Origin of the sequence: Azospirillum sp. TSO35-2 (genome assembly GCF_003116095.1) — a bacterium.
In the GTDB taxonomy this organism is placed as follows: Bacteria; Pseudomonadota; Alphaproteobacteria; order Azospirillales; family Azospirillaceae; genus Azospirillum.
Genome location: NZ_LGRA01000021.1, coordinates 132,715 through 151,993, shown reverse-complemented (window position 1 = coordinate 151,993; position 19,279 = coordinate 132,715). Strand labels below are relative to the sequence as shown.

The 19,279-nt window shown below is 68.8% G+C and carries 21 protein-coding genes; 12 read left to right on the top strand and 9 right to left on the bottom strand.

The genetic code is table 11. The features are described 5' to 3' along the window. The first annotated feature begins 7 nt into the window (after positions 1-7). The 3 genes from TSO352_RS16895 (at position 8) to TSO352_RS33255 (ending at position 1,619) form a co-directional block, all read left to right on the top strand. On the top strand, positions 8-823 hold the full coding sequence (locus TSO352_RS16895; RefSeq protein WP_109108490.1) for a hypothetical protein: 816 nt from the start codon (positions 8-10) through the stop codon (positions 821-823). 37 nt (positions 824-860) lie between these two features. Next, positions 861-1,238: a hypothetical protein gene (locus TSO352_RS16890; protein ID WP_109108489.1), complete on the top strand. Its 378-nt coding sequence runs from the start codon at positions 861-863 to the stop codon at positions 1,236-1,238. A 207-nt stretch (positions 1,239-1,445) separates the two neighbouring features. Then, positions 1,446-1,619, top strand: a complete 174-nt coding sequence (locus TSO352_RS33255; protein ID WP_158284599.1) for a hypothetical protein — start codon at positions 1,446-1,448, stop codon at positions 1,617-1,619. A gap of 113 nt (positions 1,620-1,732) precedes the next feature. Here the strand turns inward: TSO352_RS33255 and TSO352_RS16885 are convergent, their stop codons facing one another. Beyond that, positions 1,733-2,113, bottom strand: a complete 381-nt coding sequence (locus TSO352_RS16885) for a DUF983 domain-containing protein (RefSeq protein ID WP_109108488.1) — start codon at positions 2,111-2,113, stop codon at positions 1,733-1,735. A gap of 155 nt (positions 2,114-2,268) precedes the next feature. Here TSO352_RS16885 and TSO352_RS16880 point away from each other — a divergent pair, with 155 nt between their 5' ends. The 3 genes from TSO352_RS16880 (at position 2,269) to TSO352_RS16870 (ending at position 5,091) form a co-directional block, all read left to right on the top strand. Continuing rightward, positions 2,269-3,249, top strand: coding sequence for an ABC transporter substrate-binding protein (locus TSO352_RS16880; RefSeq protein WP_109108487.1), 981 nt, complete (start codon positions 2,269-2,271; stop codon positions 3,247-3,249). A gap of 154 nt (positions 3,250-3,403) precedes the next feature. Next, positions 3,404-4,297, top strand: coding sequence for an ABC transporter permease (locus tag TSO352_RS16875; protein WP_109108486.1), 894 nt, complete (start codon positions 3,404-3,406; stop codon positions 4,295-4,297). Beyond that, a complete protein-coding gene (locus TSO352_RS16870) occupies positions 4,294-5,091 on the top strand; it encodes an ABC transporter ATP-binding protein (RefSeq protein ID WP_109108485.1) in 798 nt (265 codons plus the stop codon). The genes TSO352_RS16875 and TSO352_RS16870 overlap by 4 nt, the downstream gene beginning before the upstream one ends. A 21-nt stretch (positions 5,092-5,112) precedes the next feature. Here TSO352_RS16870 and TSO352_RS16865 read toward each other — a convergent pair whose 3' ends face one another. From TSO352_RS16865 to TSO352_RS16840, 6 genes are all read right to left on the bottom strand, one after another. Continuing rightward, positions 5,113-6,888, bottom strand: coding sequence for a monovalent cation:proton antiporter-2 (CPA2) family protein (locus TSO352_RS16865; protein ID WP_109108484.1), 1,776 nt, complete (start codon positions 6,886-6,888; stop codon positions 5,113-5,115). Between the two features lie 99 nt (positions 6,889-6,987). Further along, positions 6,988-7,833: an FTR1 family protein gene (locus tag TSO352_RS16860; RefSeq protein ID WP_109108483.1), complete on the bottom strand. Its 846-nt coding sequence runs from the start codon at positions 7,831-7,833 to the stop codon at positions 6,988-6,990. 45 nt (positions 7,834-7,878) lie between these two features. Next, positions 7,879-8,229 (bottom strand): cupredoxin domain-containing protein, encoded by a 351-nt coding sequence (locus TSO352_RS16855; RefSeq protein ID WP_109108482.1) that lies wholly within the window; start codon positions 8,227-8,229, stop codon positions 7,879-7,881. Between the two features lie 129 nt (positions 8,230-8,358). Continuing rightward, positions 8,359-8,781, bottom strand: a complete 423-nt coding sequence (locus TSO352_RS16850; protein WP_109108481.1) for a GFA family protein — start codon at positions 8,779-8,781, stop codon at positions 8,359-8,361. Next, a complete protein-coding gene (locus tag TSO352_RS16845) occupies positions 8,778-9,236 on the bottom strand; it encodes a GFA family protein (protein ID WP_109108480.1) in 459 nt (152 codons plus the stop codon). The genes TSO352_RS16850 and TSO352_RS16845 overlap by 4 nt, the downstream gene beginning before the upstream one ends. 1 nt (position 9,237) lies before the next feature. Beyond that, a complete protein-coding gene (locus TSO352_RS16840; RefSeq protein ID WP_109108479.1) occupies positions 9,238-9,468 on the bottom strand; it encodes a DUF1127 domain-containing protein in 231 nt (76 codons plus the stop codon). A gap of 193 nt (positions 9,469-9,661) precedes the next feature. Here TSO352_RS16840 and TSO352_RS16835 point away from each other — a divergent pair, with 193 nt between their 5' ends. From TSO352_RS16835 to plsY, 4 genes are all read left to right on the top strand, one after another. Beyond that, the gene (locus TSO352_RS16835) at positions 9,662-10,549 is read left to right on the top strand and encodes a transcriptional regulator GcvA (protein WP_109108478.1); all 888 of its coding nucleotides are present in this window, start codon (positions 9,662-9,664) and stop codon (positions 10,547-10,549) included. Positions 10,550-10,616: 67 nt separating this feature from the next. After that, positions 10,617-11,579: an aspartate carbamoyltransferase catalytic subunit gene (locus tag TSO352_RS16830; RefSeq protein ID WP_109108477.1), complete on the top strand. Its 963-nt coding sequence runs from the start codon at positions 10,617-10,619 to the stop codon at positions 11,577-11,579. Then, on the top strand, positions 11,576-12,871 hold the full coding sequence (locus TSO352_RS16825) for a dihydroorotase (RefSeq protein WP_109108476.1): 1,296 nt from the start codon (positions 11,576-11,578) through the stop codon (positions 12,869-12,871). Before TSO352_RS16830 ends, TSO352_RS16825 begins: the two co-directional genes overlap by 4 nt. A 4-nt stretch (positions 12,872-12,875) precedes the next feature. After that, entirely contained in the window at positions 12,876-13,490 is a 615-nt protein-coding gene (gene plsY / locus TSO352_RS16820; protein ID WP_109108475.1) for a glycerol-3-phosphate 1-O-acyltransferase PlsY, read from the top strand. Positions 13,491-13,504: 14 nt separating this feature from the next. Here plsY and TSO352_RS16815 read toward each other — a convergent pair whose 3' ends face one another. Both TSO352_RS16815 and TSO352_RS16810 read right to left on the bottom strand, forming a co-directional pair. Then, on the bottom strand, positions 13,505-13,849 hold the full coding sequence (locus TSO352_RS16815) for a ribbon-helix-helix domain-containing protein (RefSeq protein ID WP_109108474.1): 345 nt from the start codon (positions 13,847-13,849) through the stop codon (positions 13,505-13,507). A gap of 71 nt (positions 13,850-13,920) precedes the next feature. Beyond that, a complete protein-coding gene (locus TSO352_RS16810) occupies positions 13,921-14,502 on the bottom strand; it encodes a DJ-1/PfpI family protein (RefSeq protein WP_109108473.1) in 582 nt (193 codons plus the stop codon). Positions 14,503-15,031: 529 nt separating this feature from the next. Here TSO352_RS16810 and TSO352_RS16805 point away from each other — a divergent pair. After that, the gene (locus TSO352_RS16805) at positions 15,032-17,029 is read left to right on the top strand and encodes a methyl-accepting chemotaxis protein (RefSeq protein WP_247872208.1); all 1,998 of its coding nucleotides are present in this window, start codon (positions 15,032-15,034) and stop codon (positions 17,027-17,029) included. A 215-nt stretch (positions 17,030-17,244) separates the two neighbouring features. Beyond that, the gene (locus TSO352_RS16800) at positions 17,245-19,197 is read left to right on the top strand and encodes an acetoacetate--CoA ligase (RefSeq protein WP_109108472.1); all 1,953 of its coding nucleotides are present in this window, start codon (positions 17,245-17,247) and stop codon (positions 19,195-19,197) included. The last annotated feature ends 82 nt before the right edge of the window (positions 19,198-19,279 follow it).

Below are 19,279 nucleotides of genomic sequence, written 5' to 3'. Positions count from 1 at the left end.
GCCGGGCATGTTGCGCGAAGCCTTCCAATACCTGACCACCCCCTGCGACCCGCTCGCCCGCCGCTTCGGCTATCTGGCGGAAACGGTGGCGCTCGGCGCCCGTTACCGGCGGCAGCGGCGGGCCTGGGCACCGCACGTCGCCGCCTGCCATCGCTTCGTCGAGCAGGCGATGCAACGGGTCGCGCCGGGCGGTCGGGCGCTGGTCGCCGGGTCGGGGCTCCTGATCGAAATCCCGCTCGAATCACTGAGCACCCGATTCGACGAGGTGCTGCTGGTCGACGTCCTGCACACCCGCGCGGTGCGCCGCCGCGCCGCCGCCCTGGCGAACGTCCGCCTGCTGGAACTGGACGTCAGCGGCGCGCTGGCGCCGTTGGCCGCCGCGCTGGACCGCCACGCCCCCCTGCCGACCGCCTTCACCCCGCCGGTGGTGGAGGGAGCGCCCGTCCGCTTCGCGGTATCCTGCAACCTGCTGTCCCAATTGCCGCTGCTGCCGTTGGAGGCGGTGGAGCGCCACGCCCCCGGCACGCCGGACACCGACCGGCTCGCCTTCGCCCACCGCATGGTCCGCGGCCACCTCGACTGGCTGGGCGCCGTGGCCGAACGCTCGGCGCTGTTCACCGACGTCGACAGCCGCTGGCTGAACGGCGAGCGGGTGCTGGAGATCGAGGAGTCGACCTGGGGCCTCGCCCTGCCCGCCCCCGACTTGTCGTGGCTGTGGGACATCGCCCCGGCCCCCGAACAGGATCGCCGGCGCGACCTGCGCCACAGCGTCGGCGGCTGGTTCGATGTCCACGCGGTGACAAGCGCCATCGCGCCCTGTTGAAGGAGGGACACACCCCAGCAACGGACGGGAGACTCTGATGGCCGCCGACGACCGCAACACCCCGAAAGACCGTGGCCCGAGCGACAGCGGCGGCATCGACGAGCGCCCCATCCCGCTCGACATCCGTGAAACCCGCGATCACCCCGACATCGACGAGCAGGTCGAGGGTTTCCAGCGCGTCATCGGCCCCGGCGCGGGAACCGCCACCGACCGCCAGGGCCGGGAGGAGGATTTTGGCATACCGGGCAGCGAGGAGGCGAGCGGCCTCGGCACCGGTCCGCTGCCGCCGCGCCAGCCCGATCATCCGCAGCGGCCGGCCGGCGGGCGGGATGACGGCTCCCCGGGTGATCGGCCCGATGACCGTATCGTGTCGGACCGCAACGTCGCCGTCGACGGTGCCCGCGACCGCCGGTGACCGGACGCGCGGACGGTTCGGGCCGGGTCGATGCGCCGGCGCAACCGTCCGCACATCCATTGATTGGGAAAGCTGATACGGAAAAGGTCGGGCCGCGTTGCGTGGTGAGCGTTTCCTAGGGCAGAAGCTCTGCCCTACCTTGGTGGCAGCAAACGAACAAGCACCAGGGAGCGGACGTCTCTCACCTCACGTGGAGATTCCCCAATCATGTCGATGACGCTGCACACCGACGAGCGCGACGCTCGCACCTACGACGAAATCATACTGGCCGCCCGCCAGATGCGTGCCGCCTACCTGCGCGAGTGGTTCGGCAAGCTGCGCACCAGCCTGTTCGGCGCGCGCGCCAGCCATGGCCCAGGCCTGACGCCGCACGCCCACTGACGCGCGCCCTTTGTTAAGAGAACCGCGCGAGGTCGGGAGAACACCATGAAAACGGCGCCGCACGGTGATGCGCGGCGCCGTTTTCGTGTCCGGACCCTGGTCGCGACCAGGATTCAGCCCTGCTCCGACCCCGGCGCCCCGGTGCTCCACAGCAGCCCGAGCACCAGACCCTTGCAGCGCGGCAGCAAGATCAGCGTCAGCAGCAGGGTCAGCAGCGGCCACACCGCGAGATGCACCCAGGTCGGCGGTTCATAGCTCTGCTCCACCGCCAGCAGCGACGGGATCACGATGTGCCCGACGATCAGGATCGTCATCCAGGGCGGCGCGTCGTCGGCGCGCAAATGGCCGTAGGCCTCGCCGCACACCGCGCAGTGATCCACCGGCTTCAGGAAATTCCGCAACAACCGGCCTTGGCCACAGTTGGGGCAGGCGCCGATCAGGCCGCGAAGCGATGCGGTGAATTTCGAGGGAGCCGTCCGGGTTTCAGCAATCATGCCCGTTCCTTCCGTGAAGCGCACAATATAGGCTCTTCCCAACCAAACCGCACCCCCGCCGACACGCGTAGCAGGCATCCGGCCATGCTGCCGAGTTGACGCCGACCCCGCCGCGGTCTAGGGGAAGTCCTTCTGCGTTCCGGAGAACCGTAGCCATGCCCGTCACCCGTCTGTTGTGCGCCGCGGCGGCACTCGCCGCGTTCGTCGCTCCGCTTGCCGCGCCGCTCCCGGCGCTGGCGCAGAGCAAGACCGTCGCCATCACCGCCATCGTCCAGCACCCGGCGCTCGACGCGACCCGTGACGGCGTGGTGGAGGCGTTGAAGGATGCCGGCTGGATCCAGGGCCAGAACCTGAAGGTCGAATACCAGAGCGCCCAGGGCAACCCGGCCACCGCGGCGCAGATCGCCCGCCAGTTCGCCGGGTCGCGCCCGGATGTGATCGTGCCGATCTCCACCCCGTCGGCCCAGGCGGTGGCGGCGGCGACACGCGACATCCCGGTGGTCTTCACCGCGGTGACCGACCCGGTGTCGGCCCAGATGGTCAAGTCGATGGACAAGCCCGGCGCCAACATCACCGGCCTGTCCGACATGGCCCCGGTGGCCGAGCATGTGGCGCTGATCCGCGAGATCCTGCCGCAGGCCAAGCGCATCGGCGTGCTCTACAACCCCGGTGAGCCGAACTCCGTCGTGCTGATCAAGGCGCTGAAGGACGAGGCGGGCAAGGCCGGCCTGTCGGTCGTCGAGGCGTCGGTGCCGAAATCCTCCGACGCGCAGCCGGCGATGCGCAGCCTGGTGGGCAAGGCCGACGCGGTCTATATCCCGCTGGACAACACCGTCGTCTCGGCGCTGGAAAGCGTGATCGCGGTCGGCCAGCAGGCCAAGCTGCCGCTGTTCTCCGCCGACACCGACAGCGTCGCCCGCGGCACCGTCGCCTCGATCGGCTTCGACTATTTCCAGGTCGGCAAGCAGACCGGCGCGATCGTCGCCCGGGTGCTGAAGGGCGAGAAGCCGGGCGACATTCCGGTCGCCCTGGCCAAGGGCACCGACCTGTTCGTCAACCCCAAGTCCGCCGCCGCCATGGGCGTCACCCTGCCGGACGCGCTGGTGAAGCGCGCGACCAAGGTGGTCGGGCAGTAAGGGCGCAAGGCTCGTTGCCCCTACCCCGACCCTCCCCCGCTTCGCAGGGGAGGGGCTTCCGCCGCTCTCCCGATCACGCACGCACCTCCCTCCTCGGCGAGAGCGGGGAGGGTCGGGGTGGGGGCAAGCGCCGGCATCTAACAAAAGCATCCCCATGTCCGAAATCGCCCTCTTCGGCGCCATCGAGATCGGCCTCGTCTATGCGTTGGTCGCCATCGGCGTCTATCTGTCCTTCCGCATCCTCGACTTCCCCGACCTGACGGTCGACGGCAGCTTCCCGCTGGGGGCGGCGGTCTGCGCGGTGCTGCTGATCGCCGGCGTCAACCCGTGGCTGGCCAGCCTCGCCGCGGCGCTGGCCGGGGCGGCGGCCGGGCTGGTGACGGCGACGCTGAACGTGCGCTTCAAGATTCTGCACCTGCTCGCCAGCATCCTGACGATGATCGCACTGTTCTCGGTCAATCTGCGGGTGATGGGCCGGCCGAACGTGGCGCTGCTGATGCAGGACACCGTGCTGACGCCCTTTTACGGCCTGGGCGTGCCCGACCACATCGTGCGGCCGCTGGTCGTCGGGGCGATCGTCGCCGTGGTGGTCGCCCTGCTGGCCCGCTTCCTGGGCAGCGAGTTCGGGCTGGCGATGCGGGCGACCGGGGTCAACGCGCGGATGGCGCGGGCCCAGGGCGTCGACACCGACGCCCACATCTACGCCGGCATCGCGCTGTCGAACGGGCTGACCGGGCTGGCCGGCGCGCTGTTCGCCCAGACCAACGGCTTCGCCGACGTCACCACCGGCATCGGCACCATCGTCGTCGGGCTGGCCGCGGTGATCGTCGGCGAGACGGTGCTGCCGGCGCGCGCGCTGGCGCTGGCGCTGGTCGGCTGCGTCGCCGGCTCCATCCTCTACCGTCTGGCGGTCCAGGTGGCGCTGTCGGCCGACAGCATCGGCCTCCAGGCTTCCGACCTCAATCTGGTGACCGCCGTCCTGGTCGCCGTCGCCCTGATCCTGCCGCGCCTGAAGGCCAAGGCCCGCAGCACACGAGTCGCACGATGATCGTCGTCGAGGACATCCACGTCACCTTCGGGCGCGGCACGCCGCTGGAAAAGCACGCCTTGCGCGGCGTCGACCTGACCATCCCGGAGGGCGAGTTCGTCACCGTCATCGGTTCCAACGGCGCCGGCAAGTCGACCTTCCTCGGCTCGCTCGCCGGTGACGTGCTGGCGGAGCAGGGGCGCATCGCGATCGACGGCGCCGACGTCACCCGCTGGGACACGCCGCGCCGCGCCGGGCTGGTCGCCCGCGTCTTCCAGGACCCGATGGCCGGCAGCTGCGCCGCCCTGACGATCGAGGAGAACATGGCGCTGGCCGCCGCGCGCGGACGCCGCCGCGGGCTGGCCCTGGCGCTGGGCGGCGAGCGACGCAAGGGCTTCCGCGACCGCATCGCCGCGCTGGGGCTGGGGCTGGAAAACCGGCTGCACGACCGCATGGGCCTGCTGTCCGGCGGCCAGCGGCAGGCGGTCAGCCTGCTGATGGCGACGCTGGCGGGCTCCAAGATCCTGCTGCTGGACGAGCACACCGCCGCGCTCGACCCCGCCACCGCCGATTTCGTGCTGGATTTGACCCGCCGCATCGTCCGCGACAACCGGCTGACGACGCTGATGGTCACCCATTCGATGCGCCAGGCGCTGGATTACGGCGACCGCACGCTGATGCTGCACGAAGGCCGCGTCGTGCTGGACGTCGCCGGCGACGAACGCGCCGGCCTGGACGTGCCCCACCTGCTGGCGCTGTTCGCCAAGCAGCGCGGCGGGGTGGAGATCAGCGACGACAGCCTGCTGATCGGGTGAGGTTGGGGGGTGCGGTGCCCCCTACCCATTCTCCCGATCGGCCTCGAACAGAGCCTGAAGCTCGGCCGCCGCATCGCGGGAGGTCTGGATCAGCTTGGCCTCGTCCTGGTGGACGGCGTGCTGGCGGATCAGGGTGCGTTCGTCGTGGGCGCGGAAGGTGTCGAGCGTCCGCGTCACCTCGCCGTCCGGCACCCCCATCTGCCGCAGCACGTCGCCGGTCATCCGCAGGCTGGAATCAAAGGTTTCGCGGAAGATGTGGGTGATGCCGCGGTCCATCAGGTGGTGGACGTGCCGCCGGTTGCGGGCGCGGGCGACGATGGTCAGGTTGGGGAAGTGGCGCCGCGCCATCTCAGCGACGCGCAACGACTGCTCCATGTCGTCCAGCGCCACCACCAGCACCCTGGCCTTCTCCGCCCCGGCGGCGCGCAGCAGATCGACCCGGGTCGGGTCGCCGTAATAGACCTTGCTGCCGAACTTGCGGACGAAATCGACCTGGGCGGCGTTCTGCTCCAGCGCGGTGAAGGGGATGCCGCGCATCCGCAGGACGCGACCGACCACCTGCCCGACCCGGCCGAAGCCGCAGATGATGATCGACGGGTTGTCGTCGGGAACGGCGTCGAACGGGCGCTTGGGCTTGGCCGTCAGCAGGCGCGGCACCAGCCAACGCTCCTCCGCCGCGAACAGGAAGGGGGTGGCGAGCATCGACAGCGTCACCACCAGCATGGCCGAGGACGCTTGCTCCTGCGCCATCGACCCGCCGCCGGCGGCCAGCCCGAACAGCACGAAGCCGAACTCGCCGCCCTGGCTCAGCACCGTCGCCATCCGCACGGCGCCGGCCAGCGGCACCCCGGCCAGCCGCGCCAGCACCAGCATCACCAGCGCCTTCGCCACCAGCAGGCCGACGGCCAGCCCAAGAAAACGGAACGGGTGGGCCATCAGCGCCGGCACGTCGGCGCCCATGCCCACCGTGACGAAGAACAGACCGAGCAGCAGCCCTTCGAACGGCTCGATATCGGCCTGGACCTCGTGGCGGTATTCGGAATCGGACAGCAGCACGCCGGCCATGAAGGCGCCCAGCGACATCGACAGGCCGGCCTCCTGGATCAGCACGGCGGTGCCGATGACGATCAGCAGCGCCGTCGCGGTGAAGATCTCCGGCGCGCCGGCCCGGTCGACGGTGCGGAAGATCGGGCGCAGCAGATATCGGCCGCCGATCAGCACCACCGCCACCGCGACCGCCGCCTTGCCGACGGCGATCCAGGCGCCGTCCGCATTCGGCACCTCGCCGCCGCCCAGCAGCGGCAGCAGCGCCACGGCGGGGATGATGGCGAGGTCCTGGAACAGCAGGACGGAGAAGGCGTTGCGGCCGGACTGGTTGGCGAGCAGGCCGCGCTCCGCCATCATCGGCAGCGCCATGGCGGTGGAGGACAGGGCGAAGCCGAAGCCCAGCACGATGGCGCCCGGCCACTCCAGCCCCAGGATCCAGACGCACAGGGCGGCGATGACGGCGCCGGTCGCCGCGACCTGCGCCCCTCCCAGCCCCAGCACCGATTTGCGCATGACCCACAGGCGGGCCGGCCGCAGTTCCAAGCCGATCAGGAACAGCAGCATCACCACGCCCAATTCGGAGGCGTGGCCGATGGCCCCGGCGCCGCTGGCCAGCCCCATGCCGGCCGGTCCGACGATCAGCCCTGCGGCGAGATAGCCGAGCGGCGCGCCGAACCCGAACCGCTTCGCCACCGGCACCGCGATCACCATCGCCGCCAGCAGCACCACCAACGTCACCAACTCCGCCATGTCCCTCGCCCGTTCGCTGTCGCGGGACGACTATGGCGTGATATCAACGCGTAAGGCCAGACACTAAACCGTCGGCGTGACCCTATATGTTCGTATCACTCACTCGGCCGGGCTGACCATGCGCGGGCCGTTGGTCGGCGTGTTGCCGCGGGAAGCCCAGCGGGTCAGCAGCAGGATGCCGGCCACCACCGCCAGATAGGCGGCGAGCTGCGCCGCGGTCGGGCGGTCGGTGTAGCCGACCAGGATGTGCAGCGCCTGACCGATCAGACTGTTGTCGCGCAGCATGCCGGAGGTGTCCCACAGCACGGTGCCGCCGGCCATCAGGATGCCGGCCTGCGCCAGGAAGTTGGTCGCGGTCGCCGCCATGCCGGCCGCCAGCAGGGTCAGCAGCCAGGTGGTGGTGGCGAACAGGTGGCGGGTCGGGATTTGCAGCAGGCCGGCGTAGAGCAGCACCGACACCAGCGCGCCCAGCGCCATGCCGCCCAGCCCGCCGGCGACGACGGTGGCGAAGCCTCCGTCATCCGACGCCAGGATGCCGGTCAGGAACAGCACGACCTCCGAGCCTTCGCGCAGCACCGCCACGCCGATCACCACCGCCAGCGCCGCCAGCGACGTCTCGCCGCTGGACACCGCACGGCCGACGGCCTTCATGTCGCAGGCCAACTCGCGGCCATGCTGGGCCATCCAGGCGTTGTGCCACGCCAGCATCGCCACCGCGACCAGCAGGACGCCGGCGTTGAACAGCTCCTGCCCGGTGTCGGCGAACAGCGCGCTGATGCCGTCGGCGAAGGCGGCGACGACGCAGGACCCGGTGATGCCGCCGACGATCCCCAGCGTGACCCAGCGGCCGCGGCCGGCCACCCCCTTGGTGGCGGCCAGGACGATGCCGACGATGAGGCCGGCTTCGAGGACCTCGCGAAAGACGATGATCAGACTGGCGAGCATGGTCGACTCCGATGCGGGACGGCGGGTCGGGCGGTCAGGACAGGACTATTCGGCGATGACGGCGCCCTGCGCCGTCGCCTCGTGGAACTCGCCGAAGAAGGGATAGCGTCCCGGCTTCAGCGGACCGACCATGACCTTGATCTGCTTGCGCCCACCGACGATCTTCTCGACCTTCATCTCGCCGCTTTCGAACTCTTCCGACGTGGCGTCCTGGTTGTCGACCAGCAGCGTCACCCGCTTGTTCGCCGGGATCTTGACCTCGGCCGGCTGGAACTTGTGATCCTTGATAACGATCGTCACCGGGGCGTCATCGGCCCGCGCGGGGGCGGCCGTCGCCAGGGTGGCGCCGAACAGTGCGAGAGCGCAGGCGGCGGCGAGCGGTTGGATGCGACGCATTCGCGGGAAACCTCAGGCATGGTGAGCGTTTGCTTCTGCAAATCATTCTCACTCCAGGCACCCTCGGTCAAACAAAAAGCTGCCCTGCCCCGCCGCAACCCACCTGCGACGGAACAGCGCACCTGCCCGTCAGCCGGCTTCGGACGAGCCCGGGAATTGTTCCAGCCCGTCGGTGATGTCGTAATAGTCCGCTTTCCAGGCGACATAGCCGTGCCGCAGGGTGGTCAGGCCGGTCGGCTGGTCCAGGCTGCCGGCGGCGATCTCGATGTCCGGGCTGCCGTCGCCCTTCCAGAACAGCGACGAGCCGCAACGGCTGCAAAACCCACGCTCGGCGATGTCGGACGAGCGGTACCACGCCAGCGTGCCGTCGGCGTCGAAGAACACGGTCCGCCGCGGCACGGTGACGTAGGCGCCGATGTGGCCATGGAAGCGGCGGCACTGGCCGCAATGGCAGGTCACCACCCCGTCCGGCCGCTCGGCCAGCAGGAAGCGCACGCCGCCGCACAGGCATCCGCCGGCCAATCCGTCGTTCCCGTTCGCCACATCGCTCATTCCACCACCTCCCCCGCGCTGGTGCGGCGTTCGACGCCGTCGTCGCCGATCTCGTAATAGGCGCCCTTGTGGTCGACGAAGATGTGCCGGTCCACCCACAGCCCCGACGCGTCGTCCAGACTGCCGGCGGTCACGGTGATGCGCGGACCGGCCACCGCGTCATCCTGGTTCAGCGCCTCCCAGAACAGGCCGGCACCGCAACGCGCGCAGAAGCCGCGCCGTGCCCTCGCCGACGAGTCGTACCAGCTCAGCGTCTCCTGGTTGAGCAGACGCAACGCCGAGCGCGGCAGGCCGGTGTAGGCGCCGACATGGCTGTGCTGGCGCCGGCACTGGGCGCAGTGGCAGAAGGAGATCGGCTCCGGCCGGACGTCGAAGGCGTAACGCACGCCGCCGCACAGGCAGCCGCCGGTCCAGAGCCGATCGTCATCGCGGTTGGTGGTGGGATCGCCAGCCATCTCAGCCCCGCCAGAACGGCTTCTCGGCCTCGTAATCCGCGTCGGCGCGCGACACGCCGATGTCGGAGAGCAGATGGTCGGGCAGAGCCTCCAGCGCCCGGCGCTGCCGCCGCCGCTCGCTCCAGGTCGCCAGCCGGTCGAACAGCGCGACCAGCCGGTTGCCCAGGCCGGTGTCGGCGCCGGTGTGGGCGGACACGCCACGGGACAGCGAGGACTGGGTACCGTGAGCCATGATCGGTCTCCTCCGGGGAATGGGGAGCGCCGCCTCGTCGGCCGGTCCGCTCCCTCGTGACAATGATCGTTTCCGGAACTGAGGATCGGTCAGACACGGCTTGCGGACAAACGACGGTTTCTCATAGAATCGATTAGCTATCCTAATCCGAAACCATCCGACTCCGGTTCCTGATCCCCATGCCCGTCCCCCGATGTCCCGACGCCTGCCCCCGCTGAACGCGCTGCGCGCCTTCGAAGCCGCCGCGCGGCATCTGTCCTTCACCAAGGCCGCCGACGAACTGCACGTCACCCAGGCGGCGGTCAGCCACCAGATCAAGGCGCTGGAGGAGTGGCTCGGGCTGCCGCTGTTCCGCCGGATGAACCGGGCTCTGGCCCTGACGGAGGCCGGGCAGAATTACCTGCCGCCGGTGCGCGAGGCGATGGACACGCTGTCCCAGGCGACCGACCGGCTGATCCGCGCCGACAGCTCCGGCACCCTGACGATCTCCACCATGCCCAGCTTCGCGTCCAAATGGCTGGTGCCGCGGCTGATGCGCTTCCAGAACCGCTTCCCCGACATGGACGTGCGGGTGCAGAGCACGTCGCAAGTGGTTGATTTCGCCCGCCAAGACGTCGACCTGGCGATCCGCTTCGGCAGCGGCCACTGGCCCGACCTGCGGGTGGAGCGGCTGTTGACCGAGGACATCTATCCGGTCGGCCATCCCTCGCTGCTGAACGGCGACCGTCCGCTGGTCAACCCGGAGGACCTGTGCCACCACACCCTGCTGCACGACGACTACAACATCTCGTGGGCGGTGTGGTGCCGGGCGGCGCGGATCGACGGGGTCGACACCGAACGCGGCCTGCGCTTCGACGATTCGTCCTTCACCCTGCAGGCAGCGATCAACGGGCACGGCATCGCGCTGGCCCGGGGCGTGCTGGTGGCCGACGACATCGCCGCCGGGCGGCTGGTGCGGCTGTTCGACGTGCGGCTGCCGGGCAGCCTCGCCTACTATGTCGTGGCGCCGCCGCATTACTTTTCCCGGCCCAAGGTGAAGGCGCTGCGCGACTGGCTGTTCGAAGAGGCGGAGGCGACCTGAGGGTGTCGGCGGAAAGCCGCAGTGAACGGCTTGCGGGGCAATCGGACCGCTCCTATAGTCCGCGGCCATGAGCGCGAACCCGTCCCCCGACACGGTCTTCCCGCACCGCCATCTTCTCGGTATCGAGGGGTTGCGGGCCGGCGAGATCACCCAGATTCTTGACCTCGCCAACGGCTATGTCGAGCAGAACCGCCGCACCGTGAAGAAGTCCAGCCTGCTGGACGGGCGCACGCTGGTGAACCTGTTCTTCGAGAACTCCACCCGCACCCGCACCAGCTTCGAGCTGGCCGGCAAGCGGCTGGGCGCCGACGTCATCAACATGTCGTCCGACGGCAGTTCGGTGAAGAAGGGCGAGACGCTGATCGACACGGCGATGACGCTCAACGCCATGCATCTCGACGCGCTGGTGGTGCGCCACGCCGACTCGGGCGCGGTCAAGCTGCTGGCCGACAAGGTCAACTGCTCCGTCATCAACGCCGGCGACGGCCACCACGAACACCCGACCCAGGCGCTGCTCGACGCGCTGGCGATCCGCCGCCGGCTCGGCCGGCTGGACGGGCTGATCGTGGCGATCTGCGGCGACATCCTGCACAGCCGGGTGGCGCGCTCCAACATCCACCTGCTGAACGCGATGGGCGCGCGGGTGCGTTGCGTGGCGCCGCCGACGCTGCTGCCGTCGCAGATCGAACGGCTGGGGGTCGAGGTCCACCATTCGATGAAGGCCGGCCTGAAGGACGCCGACGTCGTCATGATGCTGCGCCTGCAGACCGAGCGGATGAGCGGCCAGTACATCCCGTCGACGCGCGAGTATTTCTACTTCTACGGCCTCGACTACGAGAAGCTGGAGGTGGCGAAGCCCGACGCGGTCATCATGCACCCCGGCCCGATGAACCGCGGCGTGGAGATCGACTCGGACGTCGCCGACGACCTCAAGCGGTCGATGATCCTGGAACAGGTGGAGATGGGCGTGGCCGTCCGCATGGCCGTGCTCGACCTTTTGACCCGCGAACGCCGGAACGCCCAGCAATGACCAGCCGCGTCGCCTATCTCAACGCCCGCCTGCTCGATCCCGCGACCGGGCTGGACCAGCGCGCCGACCTGCTGACCGAAGACGGCCGCATCGCCGATTTCGGTCCCAACCTGTTCGGCGGCGCCACCCCCGCGGGGACGGAAGCCGTCGACCTCGCCGGCCTGTGCCTCGCCCCCGGCCTCGTCGACATGCGGGTGCTGATCGGCGAGCCGGGCGAGGAGGAGAAGGACACGATCAAGAGCGCGTCGCGCGCCGCCGTGGCCGGCGGCATCACCGCGATGGCGCTGCTGCCCAACACCGACCCGGTGCTGGACGAGGTCGCCGGGCTGGAGTTCGTCGCCCACCGCGCCCGCGAGGTGAAGCTGGTCAAGGTCTTCGCCTACGCCTCGGCCACCCGCGGCACCGAAGGCAACGAGATCACCGAAATGGGCCTGCTGGCCCGCGCCGGGGCGGTGGCCTTCACCGACGGCATCAAGGCGATCGCCAGCGCCAAGACGATGCGCCGGGCGTTGAGCTACGCCAAGACCTTCGACAAGCTGATCGTCCAGCACCCGGAGGAGCCGTCGCTGGCCTCGGGCGGCATGATGAACTCCGGCGAGATCGCCACCCGCCTCGGCCTCGTCGGCATCCCGCGCGAGGCCGAGATCATCATGATCGAACGCGACCTGAGGCTGGCCGAGCTGACCGGCGGACGGCTCCACTTCGCCCACGTCACCACCGGCGAATCGGTCGACCTGATCCGCCGGGCCAAGGCGCGCGGCCTGCGGGTGACCTGCGACACCGCCCCGCATTACTTCGCCCTGACCGAGACGGATGTCGGCGACTACCGCACCTACGCCAAGGTGTCGCCGCCGCTGCGCGGCGAGATGGATCGCCGGGCGGTGGTGGAGGGGCTGGCCGACGGCACCATCGACGCCATCGCGTCCGACCATGTGCCGCAGGACCAGGACCAGAAGCGCCTGCCTTTCGCCCAGGCCGCCTGCGGTGTGATCGGGTTGGAGACGCTGTTCCCGCTGACGCTGGAACTGGTGCACAAGGGCAAGATGTCGCTGCTGGACGCGCTGGCCTGCGTGACGTCGAAGCCGGCCGCCATCCTCGACCTGCCGGTCGGCCGCATCGTCAAGGGCGGGCCGGCCGATCTGGTCGCCTTCGACCTCGACACGCCCTGGCGCATCGACGTCGAGGGCTTCCGGTCGAAGTCCAAGAACTCGCCGTTCGAGAACCGTCCGGTCCAGGGCCGGCCGCTGCGCACCATCGTCGACGGCCGCACCGTCTGGCAAGCGGAGGGCTGACCCGGTGCCGATCCTCGTCCTCTCCGCCCTGCTGGGTTACCTGCTGGGCTCGATCCCCTTCGGCCTGGTGCTGACCCGGCTGGCCGGCCTCGGCGACATCCGCAAGATCGGCTCGGGCAACATCGGCGCGACCAACGTGCTGCGCACCGGCAACAAGCCGCTGGCGCTGGCGACCCTGCTGCTCGACAGCGGCAAGGGCGCCATCGCCGCGCTGCTGGCGCTGTGGCTGGCGAACAGCAGCGGCATCGGGCTGGAGGCGGCGATCCTGGCCGCCGGCGGCGCCATGCTGGGCCACACCTTCCCGGTCTGGCTCGGCTTCAAGGGCGGCAAGGGGGTGGCGACCGCCATCGGCGTGCTGCTGGCGGTGTCCTGGCCGGTCGGTCTGCTCGCCATCCTGACCTGGCTGGCGATGGCCGGGCTGTTCCGCATCTCGTCGCTGTCGGCCCTAACCGCGCTGGCCGTCAGCCCGTTGACCGGCTGGTATTTCGGCGGTCCGCTGGTCGGCGGCCTGTGCCTGTTCATCGCCGTGCTGGTCTTCATCCGCCACGAGGCGAACATCCGCCGCCTGCTGAAGGGCGAGGAGCCGAAGATCGGGGCGGGCAAGAAGAAGGCGGCGTGAAAAGCCGCCCTGCTTCATAAACCCGCGCGCAGGCTCACCACATTGTCACCCAATCGCCGCGGCGATGGCGATGGCGACGCGCGGGTTTCGGCGGCGTTGACCACCAGCGACAGGTAGCGCAGGCAACTGACTCGCAGGAAGGACGCCAGATTGGGCACCTCGCCGCGGTACTCGACGATCTCGTCATACAGCTTGGCGATCAACTGGTTGGTGGTCATGCCGTCGCGGGCGGCGATTTCCGCCAGCACGTCCCAAAACAGCGATTCCAGGCGGATCGTCGTCACGACACCGTGGATCCGCACCGACCGCGAGCGCGGTTCGTACAGGATCGGGTCGGCCTTGACGTAGATTTCGCACATCGGCGGCGTCCTCCCAGTCCGGCGGCAGGGTGAGAGGCGACGGGGAACACCCACCGCCTCTCCCGATCACATCACAGTTCGATGCGGGTTCCCAGCGCGGCGATGAAGCGCGCCATCCAGGCGGGGTGCGCCGGCCAAGCCGGCGCGGTGATCAGGTGTCCGTCGGTCACGGCGTCGTCGATGGCAATGTCGGCGTACTCGCCACCCGCCAGTTCCACCTCCGGCCGGCAGGCGGGATAGGCCGACACCCGGCGGCCCTTCAGCACCCCGGCGGCGGCCAGCAACTGCGCCCCGTGGCAGACCGCGGCGATCGGCTTTCCGGCGGCGTCGAACGCCCGGACCAGGGCCAGCACGGCCGGGTTGAGCCGCAGATACTCCGGCGCCCGACCGCCCGGGATCACCAACCCGTCATACCGGTCGGCCGACGCCGTTTCGAAATCGGCGTTCAGGGTGAAGTTGTGGCCGCGCTTCTCGCTGTAGGTCTGGTCGCCTTCGAAATCATGCACGGCGGTGGCGATGCGGTCGCCGGACACCTTGCCGGGGCACACCGCGTCCACCGCATGCCCCACGGCCAGCAGGGTCTGGAACGGCACCATGGTCTCGTAATCTTCGGCGTAGTCACCCACCAGCATCAGAATTTTCTTCGCCGCCATCACGCCCTCTCCAAAGTGGGTCAAAGTCCGCTTGTGCGGCGGATTGTAGGAGGCGGAACCACCGGGCAGGTAACAGCGGGCTACGACGGCCACGATTTTCGCCACTCCACCGGCGGCAGCCGAGATCGCTGCGAATGGAGCAACCGATCGAGCCTGTCGGATCGGTAATAAAACTGCCCCTAACGGCATAGGCCGTCCGGCCCGGCGCCACAATCAAGCTCGGTTCGTCTTCACACCGTCAGGCAAAGTCTCGGAGAATCTGAAGTTTCTTTTTCTATATTATCGACAGTAACAATCCAAAGCTCAAACGTACCGGCATTAGCGATGGCTGAGATCCGAAATCATACAGCGAAGTCTCTTTATAAAAACTCGTTAAAACGGGTCCGCGAATCAGGGAAAACGTTCATTGATCCACTTCCCACAATTTGTTCTCATACTCCCGTAGTCACCCGCTGCGGACACACACGCTCGGCAACGTCGTGACCGCTCAAGGAAACAACAGACAAGAGTACACGAAATGTTTGGTGGCTTGAAGATCAGAGCACGGGTGAATTCCGGCTTCGGCCTGATCGTTCTGCTTCTCATCCTGCTCGGCGTGGTGTCCTGGCGTTCGGCTCAGCATTCCAACGACAGCCTGAACGATTTCTCCCACCAGGGACTGATCGTCGAGCGGATGCAGCGTGTGGACCTCGCCGTCCTGAACGGCCGGATGGCGTTCATACGGTATATGGCCACCAACAAGCCGGAGAACACCGAACGCACCTACGCCGAACTGGCCAGGGCCGAGCAGGAACTTCAAACGACGAAGTCGATGCTGGCGACCGATGCGGAGCGCCGCGCGATCGACGAGGTGAACGCGAAGCTGCAGTCCTACACCGCCGCCGTTCGTGACTTCCAGGCCCTGCAAACCGACATCGAGCGCCTGAACAAGGAGATCGTCTACGACACCGGTTCGGCCCTGCGCGCGCTGCTGCTGGAGATGCGCACGGTGGAGGAGAACACGGATCACATCAGCACGGTCGTCATGCTGAACAAGCTCAGCGAGGCGGTCTGGACCACGCGCATCCTGGTGTTCCGCCTGCTGGACGGCGACAAGGAGTACGGCTTCGACCGGGTGGTCGAACGTCTGACCCAGGCATCGGAGGCGGTGCAGCAACTGGCCAGCCTGCCGCTGGCCGATGGGCAGGAGGCGCGGATCGCCTCGGCCAGGACCATGCTCGCCAGCTTCGCCACCGGCCTGAAGACGATGGAAGGCCGCATCAACGGCAAGGACGACATCCAGAACAACCGTCTGGTTCCGATCGGCAACGCCATCGGCAAGCAGTTGCAGGAAATCCGCGAGGCGGTGGCGGTCAATCAGGCGGCGCTGCGCGAGGACGCGACCCGGACCGCGGAGTCGGCCGAGACGCTGGCCAAGATCCTCACCCCCGCCGCCACGGTCCTGGCCATGCTGATGGCGTGGCTGATCGGCCGCAGCATCGCGAACCCGGTGGTGGCGATGACGGCCGCGATGGGACGGCTGGCGCAGGGCGACCTGTCCGTCGCGTTGCCCGCCGCCGACCGCCGCGACGAGATCGGCGCCATGGCCGCCGCCGTCCAGGTCTTCCGCGACACCATGATCCAGACCCGTCGGATGGAGGAGGAGGCGAAGGCCGCTGAAACCCGCGCCGCCCAGGAACGGCGCGCCGGGATGCTGGCGCTTGCCGACCGCTTCGAAAGCAGCGTGCAGGGCATCGTCGAGACGGTGGCCTCCGCGGCGACAGAGATGCAGGGCACGGCGTCGGCGATGTCCGCCACCGCCGACCAGACCAGCGTGCAAGCCTCCACCGTGGCGGCCGCGGCCGAACAGGCCTCGGTCAACGTGCAGACGGTGTCGGCGGCGACCGAAGAGCTGTCGGCTTCCATCGCCGAGATCGGCCGGCAGGTCACCACCTCGACCCGCGTCGCCGGAAAGGCCGTGGACGACGCGCGCCAGACCGGTAAGGCGATCACCGGGCTGGTGCAAGCGGCGCAGCAGATCGAACAGGTGGTGGAGTTGATCAACTCCATCGCCAGCCAGACCAACCTGCTGGCCCTGAACGCCACCATCGAAGCGGCCCGCGCCGGCGAGGCCGGCAAGGGCTTCGCCGTGGTCGCGTCGGAGGTGAAGCAGCTCGCCAACCAGACCGCCAAGGCGACCGAGGACATCCAGGTGAAGGTGCGGGAAATCCAGTCGGCAACGGCCGGTGCCCAGACCGCGATCACCGACATCGCCGGCACCATCGACCAGATCAACGACATCTCCACCGGCATCGCCGCCGCGATCGAGGAGCAGAACGCCGCCACCGGCGACATCGCGAACAACGTGTCGCAGGCCGCCCGCGGCACCGGCGACGTCTCGGCCAACATCCTGGGCGTCAACCAGGCGGCGTCGGAAACCGGCTCGGCCGCCACCCAGGTTCTGCACGCCGCCGAGGGGCTGGCGCGCGACGCCGAACGCCTGCGCGGCGAAGTGCAGAACTTCATCGCCACCATCCGGGCGGCCTGACCGCAGGCACCCGGCATCGCGCGCATCCGGTTTCACGGTCGAACGGCGGCGGGGAAGCGATTCCCCGCCGCCTTCGTTTTGGGCCACCCCCAACCCGCTGGTCGATCGGCAGGGTCAACCGGAGAAAAGACAACCGCCTCGGGCTTGGTTTATGCTGCCCCGCAATCCGGGGGTCGAACACCTCCAGCGCCAACGAAGACCTGAGGGAACCGAGAATGGACACTCCGCTGTGGAGCCCGAGCGCGGATCGCGTCGCGCACGCCAATCTGACCGCCTTCCGTGAAGCGGCCAACGCGCGCTTTGGATTGCGGCTGGACGATTACGAGGCGCTCTACAACTGGACCATCGCGGAAAAGGAACGGTTCTGGCGTTTCCTGTGGGAGTGGGCCGGCCTGACCGGCGATCTCGGCACGGTCGATCTGCTGGACGGCGACCGCATGCCGGGTGCCCGCTGGTTCCCCGAGGCGAGCCTCAGCTACGCCGAGAATCTGCTGGCGGGGGCACCCGACGGCGACGCCCTGGTGTTCTGGGGCGAGGACAAGGTGAAGTACCGCTGGAGCGGGGCGGAGCTGAAGGCGACCGTCTCCCGCCTGCAGCAGGCGTTGAAGGCCAAGGGCGTCGGCAAGGGCGACCGCGTCGCCGCCATCATGCCGAACATGCCGGAAACGCTGGCGGCGATGATCGCCACCACCAGCCTGGGCGCGGTGTGGTCCTCCTGCTCGCCCGATTTCGGCATCCAGGGCATCACCGACCGTTTCGGCCAGATCGAGCCGAAGGTGGTCTTCGCCCCCGACGCCTACTGGTACAACGGCAAGAGCCACGACGTCCGCGCCAAGGTGGCGGAGGTGCTGAAGGACCTGCCGTCGGTCGCCGCCACGGTGATCGTGCCCTACGTCAATCCGGCGCCGGACGTCTCGGCGATCCCCGGCGCCGTCGGCCTCCAGGACTTCATGGCGCCGTTCCCGGCCGCCGAGCCGACCTTCGAGCGGGTTGCCTTCGACCACCCGCTGTTCATCCTCTATTCGTCGGGCACGACGGGCAAGCCCAAGTGCATCGTCCACGGCACCGGCGGCACGCTGCTGCAGCATGTGAAGGAACACCGGCTGCATTGCGACCTGAAGCCCGGCGACCGGCTGTTCTACTTCACCACCTGCGGCTGGATGATGTGGAACTGGCTGGTGACCGGGCTGGCCAGCGGCACGACGCTGGTGCTCTATGACGGCTCGCCCTTCGCGCCGACCGGCAACATCCTGTTCGACTATGCGGACGCCGAGAAGGTCACCCTGTTCGGCACCTCGGCCAAATTCATCCAGTCGCTGGAGAAGTCCGGGCTGGAGCCGATCAGGACCCATTCGCTGGCCAGCGTGCGCACCCTGACCTCCACCGGATCGCCGCTGATGCCGGAGAATTTCGAGTTCGTCTACCGCGCCATCAAGCAGGACGTGCATCTCGCCTCGATCAGCGGCGGCACCGACATCATGTCCTGCTTCGTGCTGGGCAACCCGATCTCCCCGGTCTGGAAGGGCGAGATCCAGACCCGCGGCCTGGGCATGGCGGTGGAGGCGTTCGACGACAACGGCCATGCCGTGCGCGGCGAGAAGGGCGAACTGGTCTGCACCCGCCCGTTCCCCAGCATGCCCATCGGCTTCTGGGCCGACCCGGACGGCGCCAAGTACCGTGCCGCCTATTTCGACCGCTTCCCCAACGTCTGGGTCCATGGCGACTTCATCGAGCAGACCGAACATGGCGGCTGGGTGATCTATGGCCGGTCGGATGCGGTGCTGAACCCCGGCGGCGTGCGCATCGGCACGGCGGAGATCTACCGCCAGGTCGAACAGTTGCCGGAGATCATGGAGGCGGTCTGCATCGGCCAGGAGTGGGACGGCGACGTCCGCGTCGTGCTGTTCGTCGTGCTGCGCGAGGGCATGACGCTGGACGACGGGCTGACCGCGACCATCCGCAAGCGGATCAAGGACAACTGCTCGCCCCGCCACGTTCCGGCGAAGATCGTCCAGGTCACCGACATCCCGCGCACCCGCTCCGGCAAGATCACCGAGCTGGCGGTGCGTGATGCCGTCCATGGCCGCCCGATCAAGAACACGGAGGCGCTGGCCAACCCGCAGGCGCTCGACGAGTTCCGCGAGCGCGACGAGCTGACGGGGGCATGAGGTGACGCCGGCGCTGTTCCTCGACCTTGACGGGGTGCTGGCCGATTTCGACCGCGGCGTCGTCGCGGTCACCGGCAAGCGG

Bases quoted from the DNA above. Each gene is read 5' to 3' on its own strand.
- TSO352_RS16895 (WP_109108490.1), top strand. From the start codon at position 8: ATGTTGCGCGAAGCCTTCCAATACCTGACCACCCCCTGCGACCCGCTC.
- TSO352_RS16890 (WP_109108489.1), top strand. From the start codon at position 861: ATGGCCGCCGACGACCGCAACACCCCGAAAGACCGTGGCCCGAGCGAC.
- TSO352_RS33255 (WP_158284599.1), top strand. From the start codon at position 1,446: ATGTCGATGACGCTGCACACCGACGAGCGCGACGCTCGCACCTACGAC.
- TSO352_RS16885 (WP_109108488.1), bottom strand. From the start codon at position 2,113: ATGATTGCTGAAACCCGGACGGCTCCCTCGAAATTCACCGCATCGCTT.
- TSO352_RS16880 (WP_109108487.1), top strand. From the start codon at position 2,269: ATGCCCGTCACCCGTCTGTTGTGCGCCGCGGCGGCACTCGCCGCGTTC.
- TSO352_RS16875 (WP_109108486.1), top strand. From the start codon at position 3,404: ATGTCCGAAATCGCCCTCTTCGGCGCCATCGAGATCGGCCTCGTCTAT.
- TSO352_RS16870 (WP_109108485.1), top strand. From the start codon at position 4,294: ATGATCGTCGTCGAGGACATCCACGTCACCTTCGGGCGCGGCACGCCG.
- TSO352_RS16865 (WP_109108484.1), bottom strand. From the start codon at position 6,888: ATGGCGGAGTTGGTGACGTTGGTGGTGCTGCTGGCGGCGATGGTGATC.
- TSO352_RS16860 (WP_109108483.1), bottom strand. From the start codon at position 7,833: ATGCTCGCCAGTCTGATCATCGTCTTTCGCGAGGTCCTCGAAGCCGGC.
- TSO352_RS16855 (WP_109108482.1), bottom strand. From the start codon at position 8,229: ATGCGTCGCATCCAACCGCTCGCCGCCGCCTGCGCTCTCGCACTGTTC.
- TSO352_RS16850 (WP_109108481.1), bottom strand. From the start codon at position 8,781: ATGAGCGATGTGGCGAACGGGAACGACGGATTGGCCGGCGGATGCCTG.
- TSO352_RS16845 (WP_109108480.1), bottom strand. From the start codon at position 9,236: ATGGCTGGCGATCCCACCACCAACCGCGATGACGATCGGCTCTGGACC.
- TSO352_RS16840 (WP_109108479.1), bottom strand. From the start codon at position 9,468: ATGGCTCACGGTACCCAGTCCTCGCTGTCCCGTGGCGTGTCCGCCCAC.
- TSO352_RS16835 (WP_109108478.1), top strand. From the start codon at position 9,662: ATGTCCCGACGCCTGCCCCCGCTGAACGCGCTGCGCGCCTTCGAAGCC.
- TSO352_RS16830 (WP_109108477.1), top strand. From the start codon at position 10,617: ATGAGCGCGAACCCGTCCCCCGACACGGTCTTCCCGCACCGCCATCTT.
- TSO352_RS16825 (WP_109108476.1), top strand. From the start codon at position 11,576: ATGACCAGCCGCGTCGCCTATCTCAACGCCCGCCTGCTCGATCCCGCG.
- TSO352_RS16815 (WP_109108474.1), bottom strand. From the start codon at position 13,849: ATGTGCGAAATCTACGTCAAGGCCGACCCGATCCTGTACGAACCGCGC.
- TSO352_RS16810 (WP_109108473.1), bottom strand. From the start codon at position 14,502: ATGGCGGCGAAGAAAATTCTGATGCTGGTGGGTGACTACGCCGAAGAT.
- TSO352_RS16800 (WP_109108472.1), top strand. From the start codon at position 17,245: ATGGACACTCCGCTGTGGAGCCCGAGCGCGGATCGCGTCGCGCACGCC.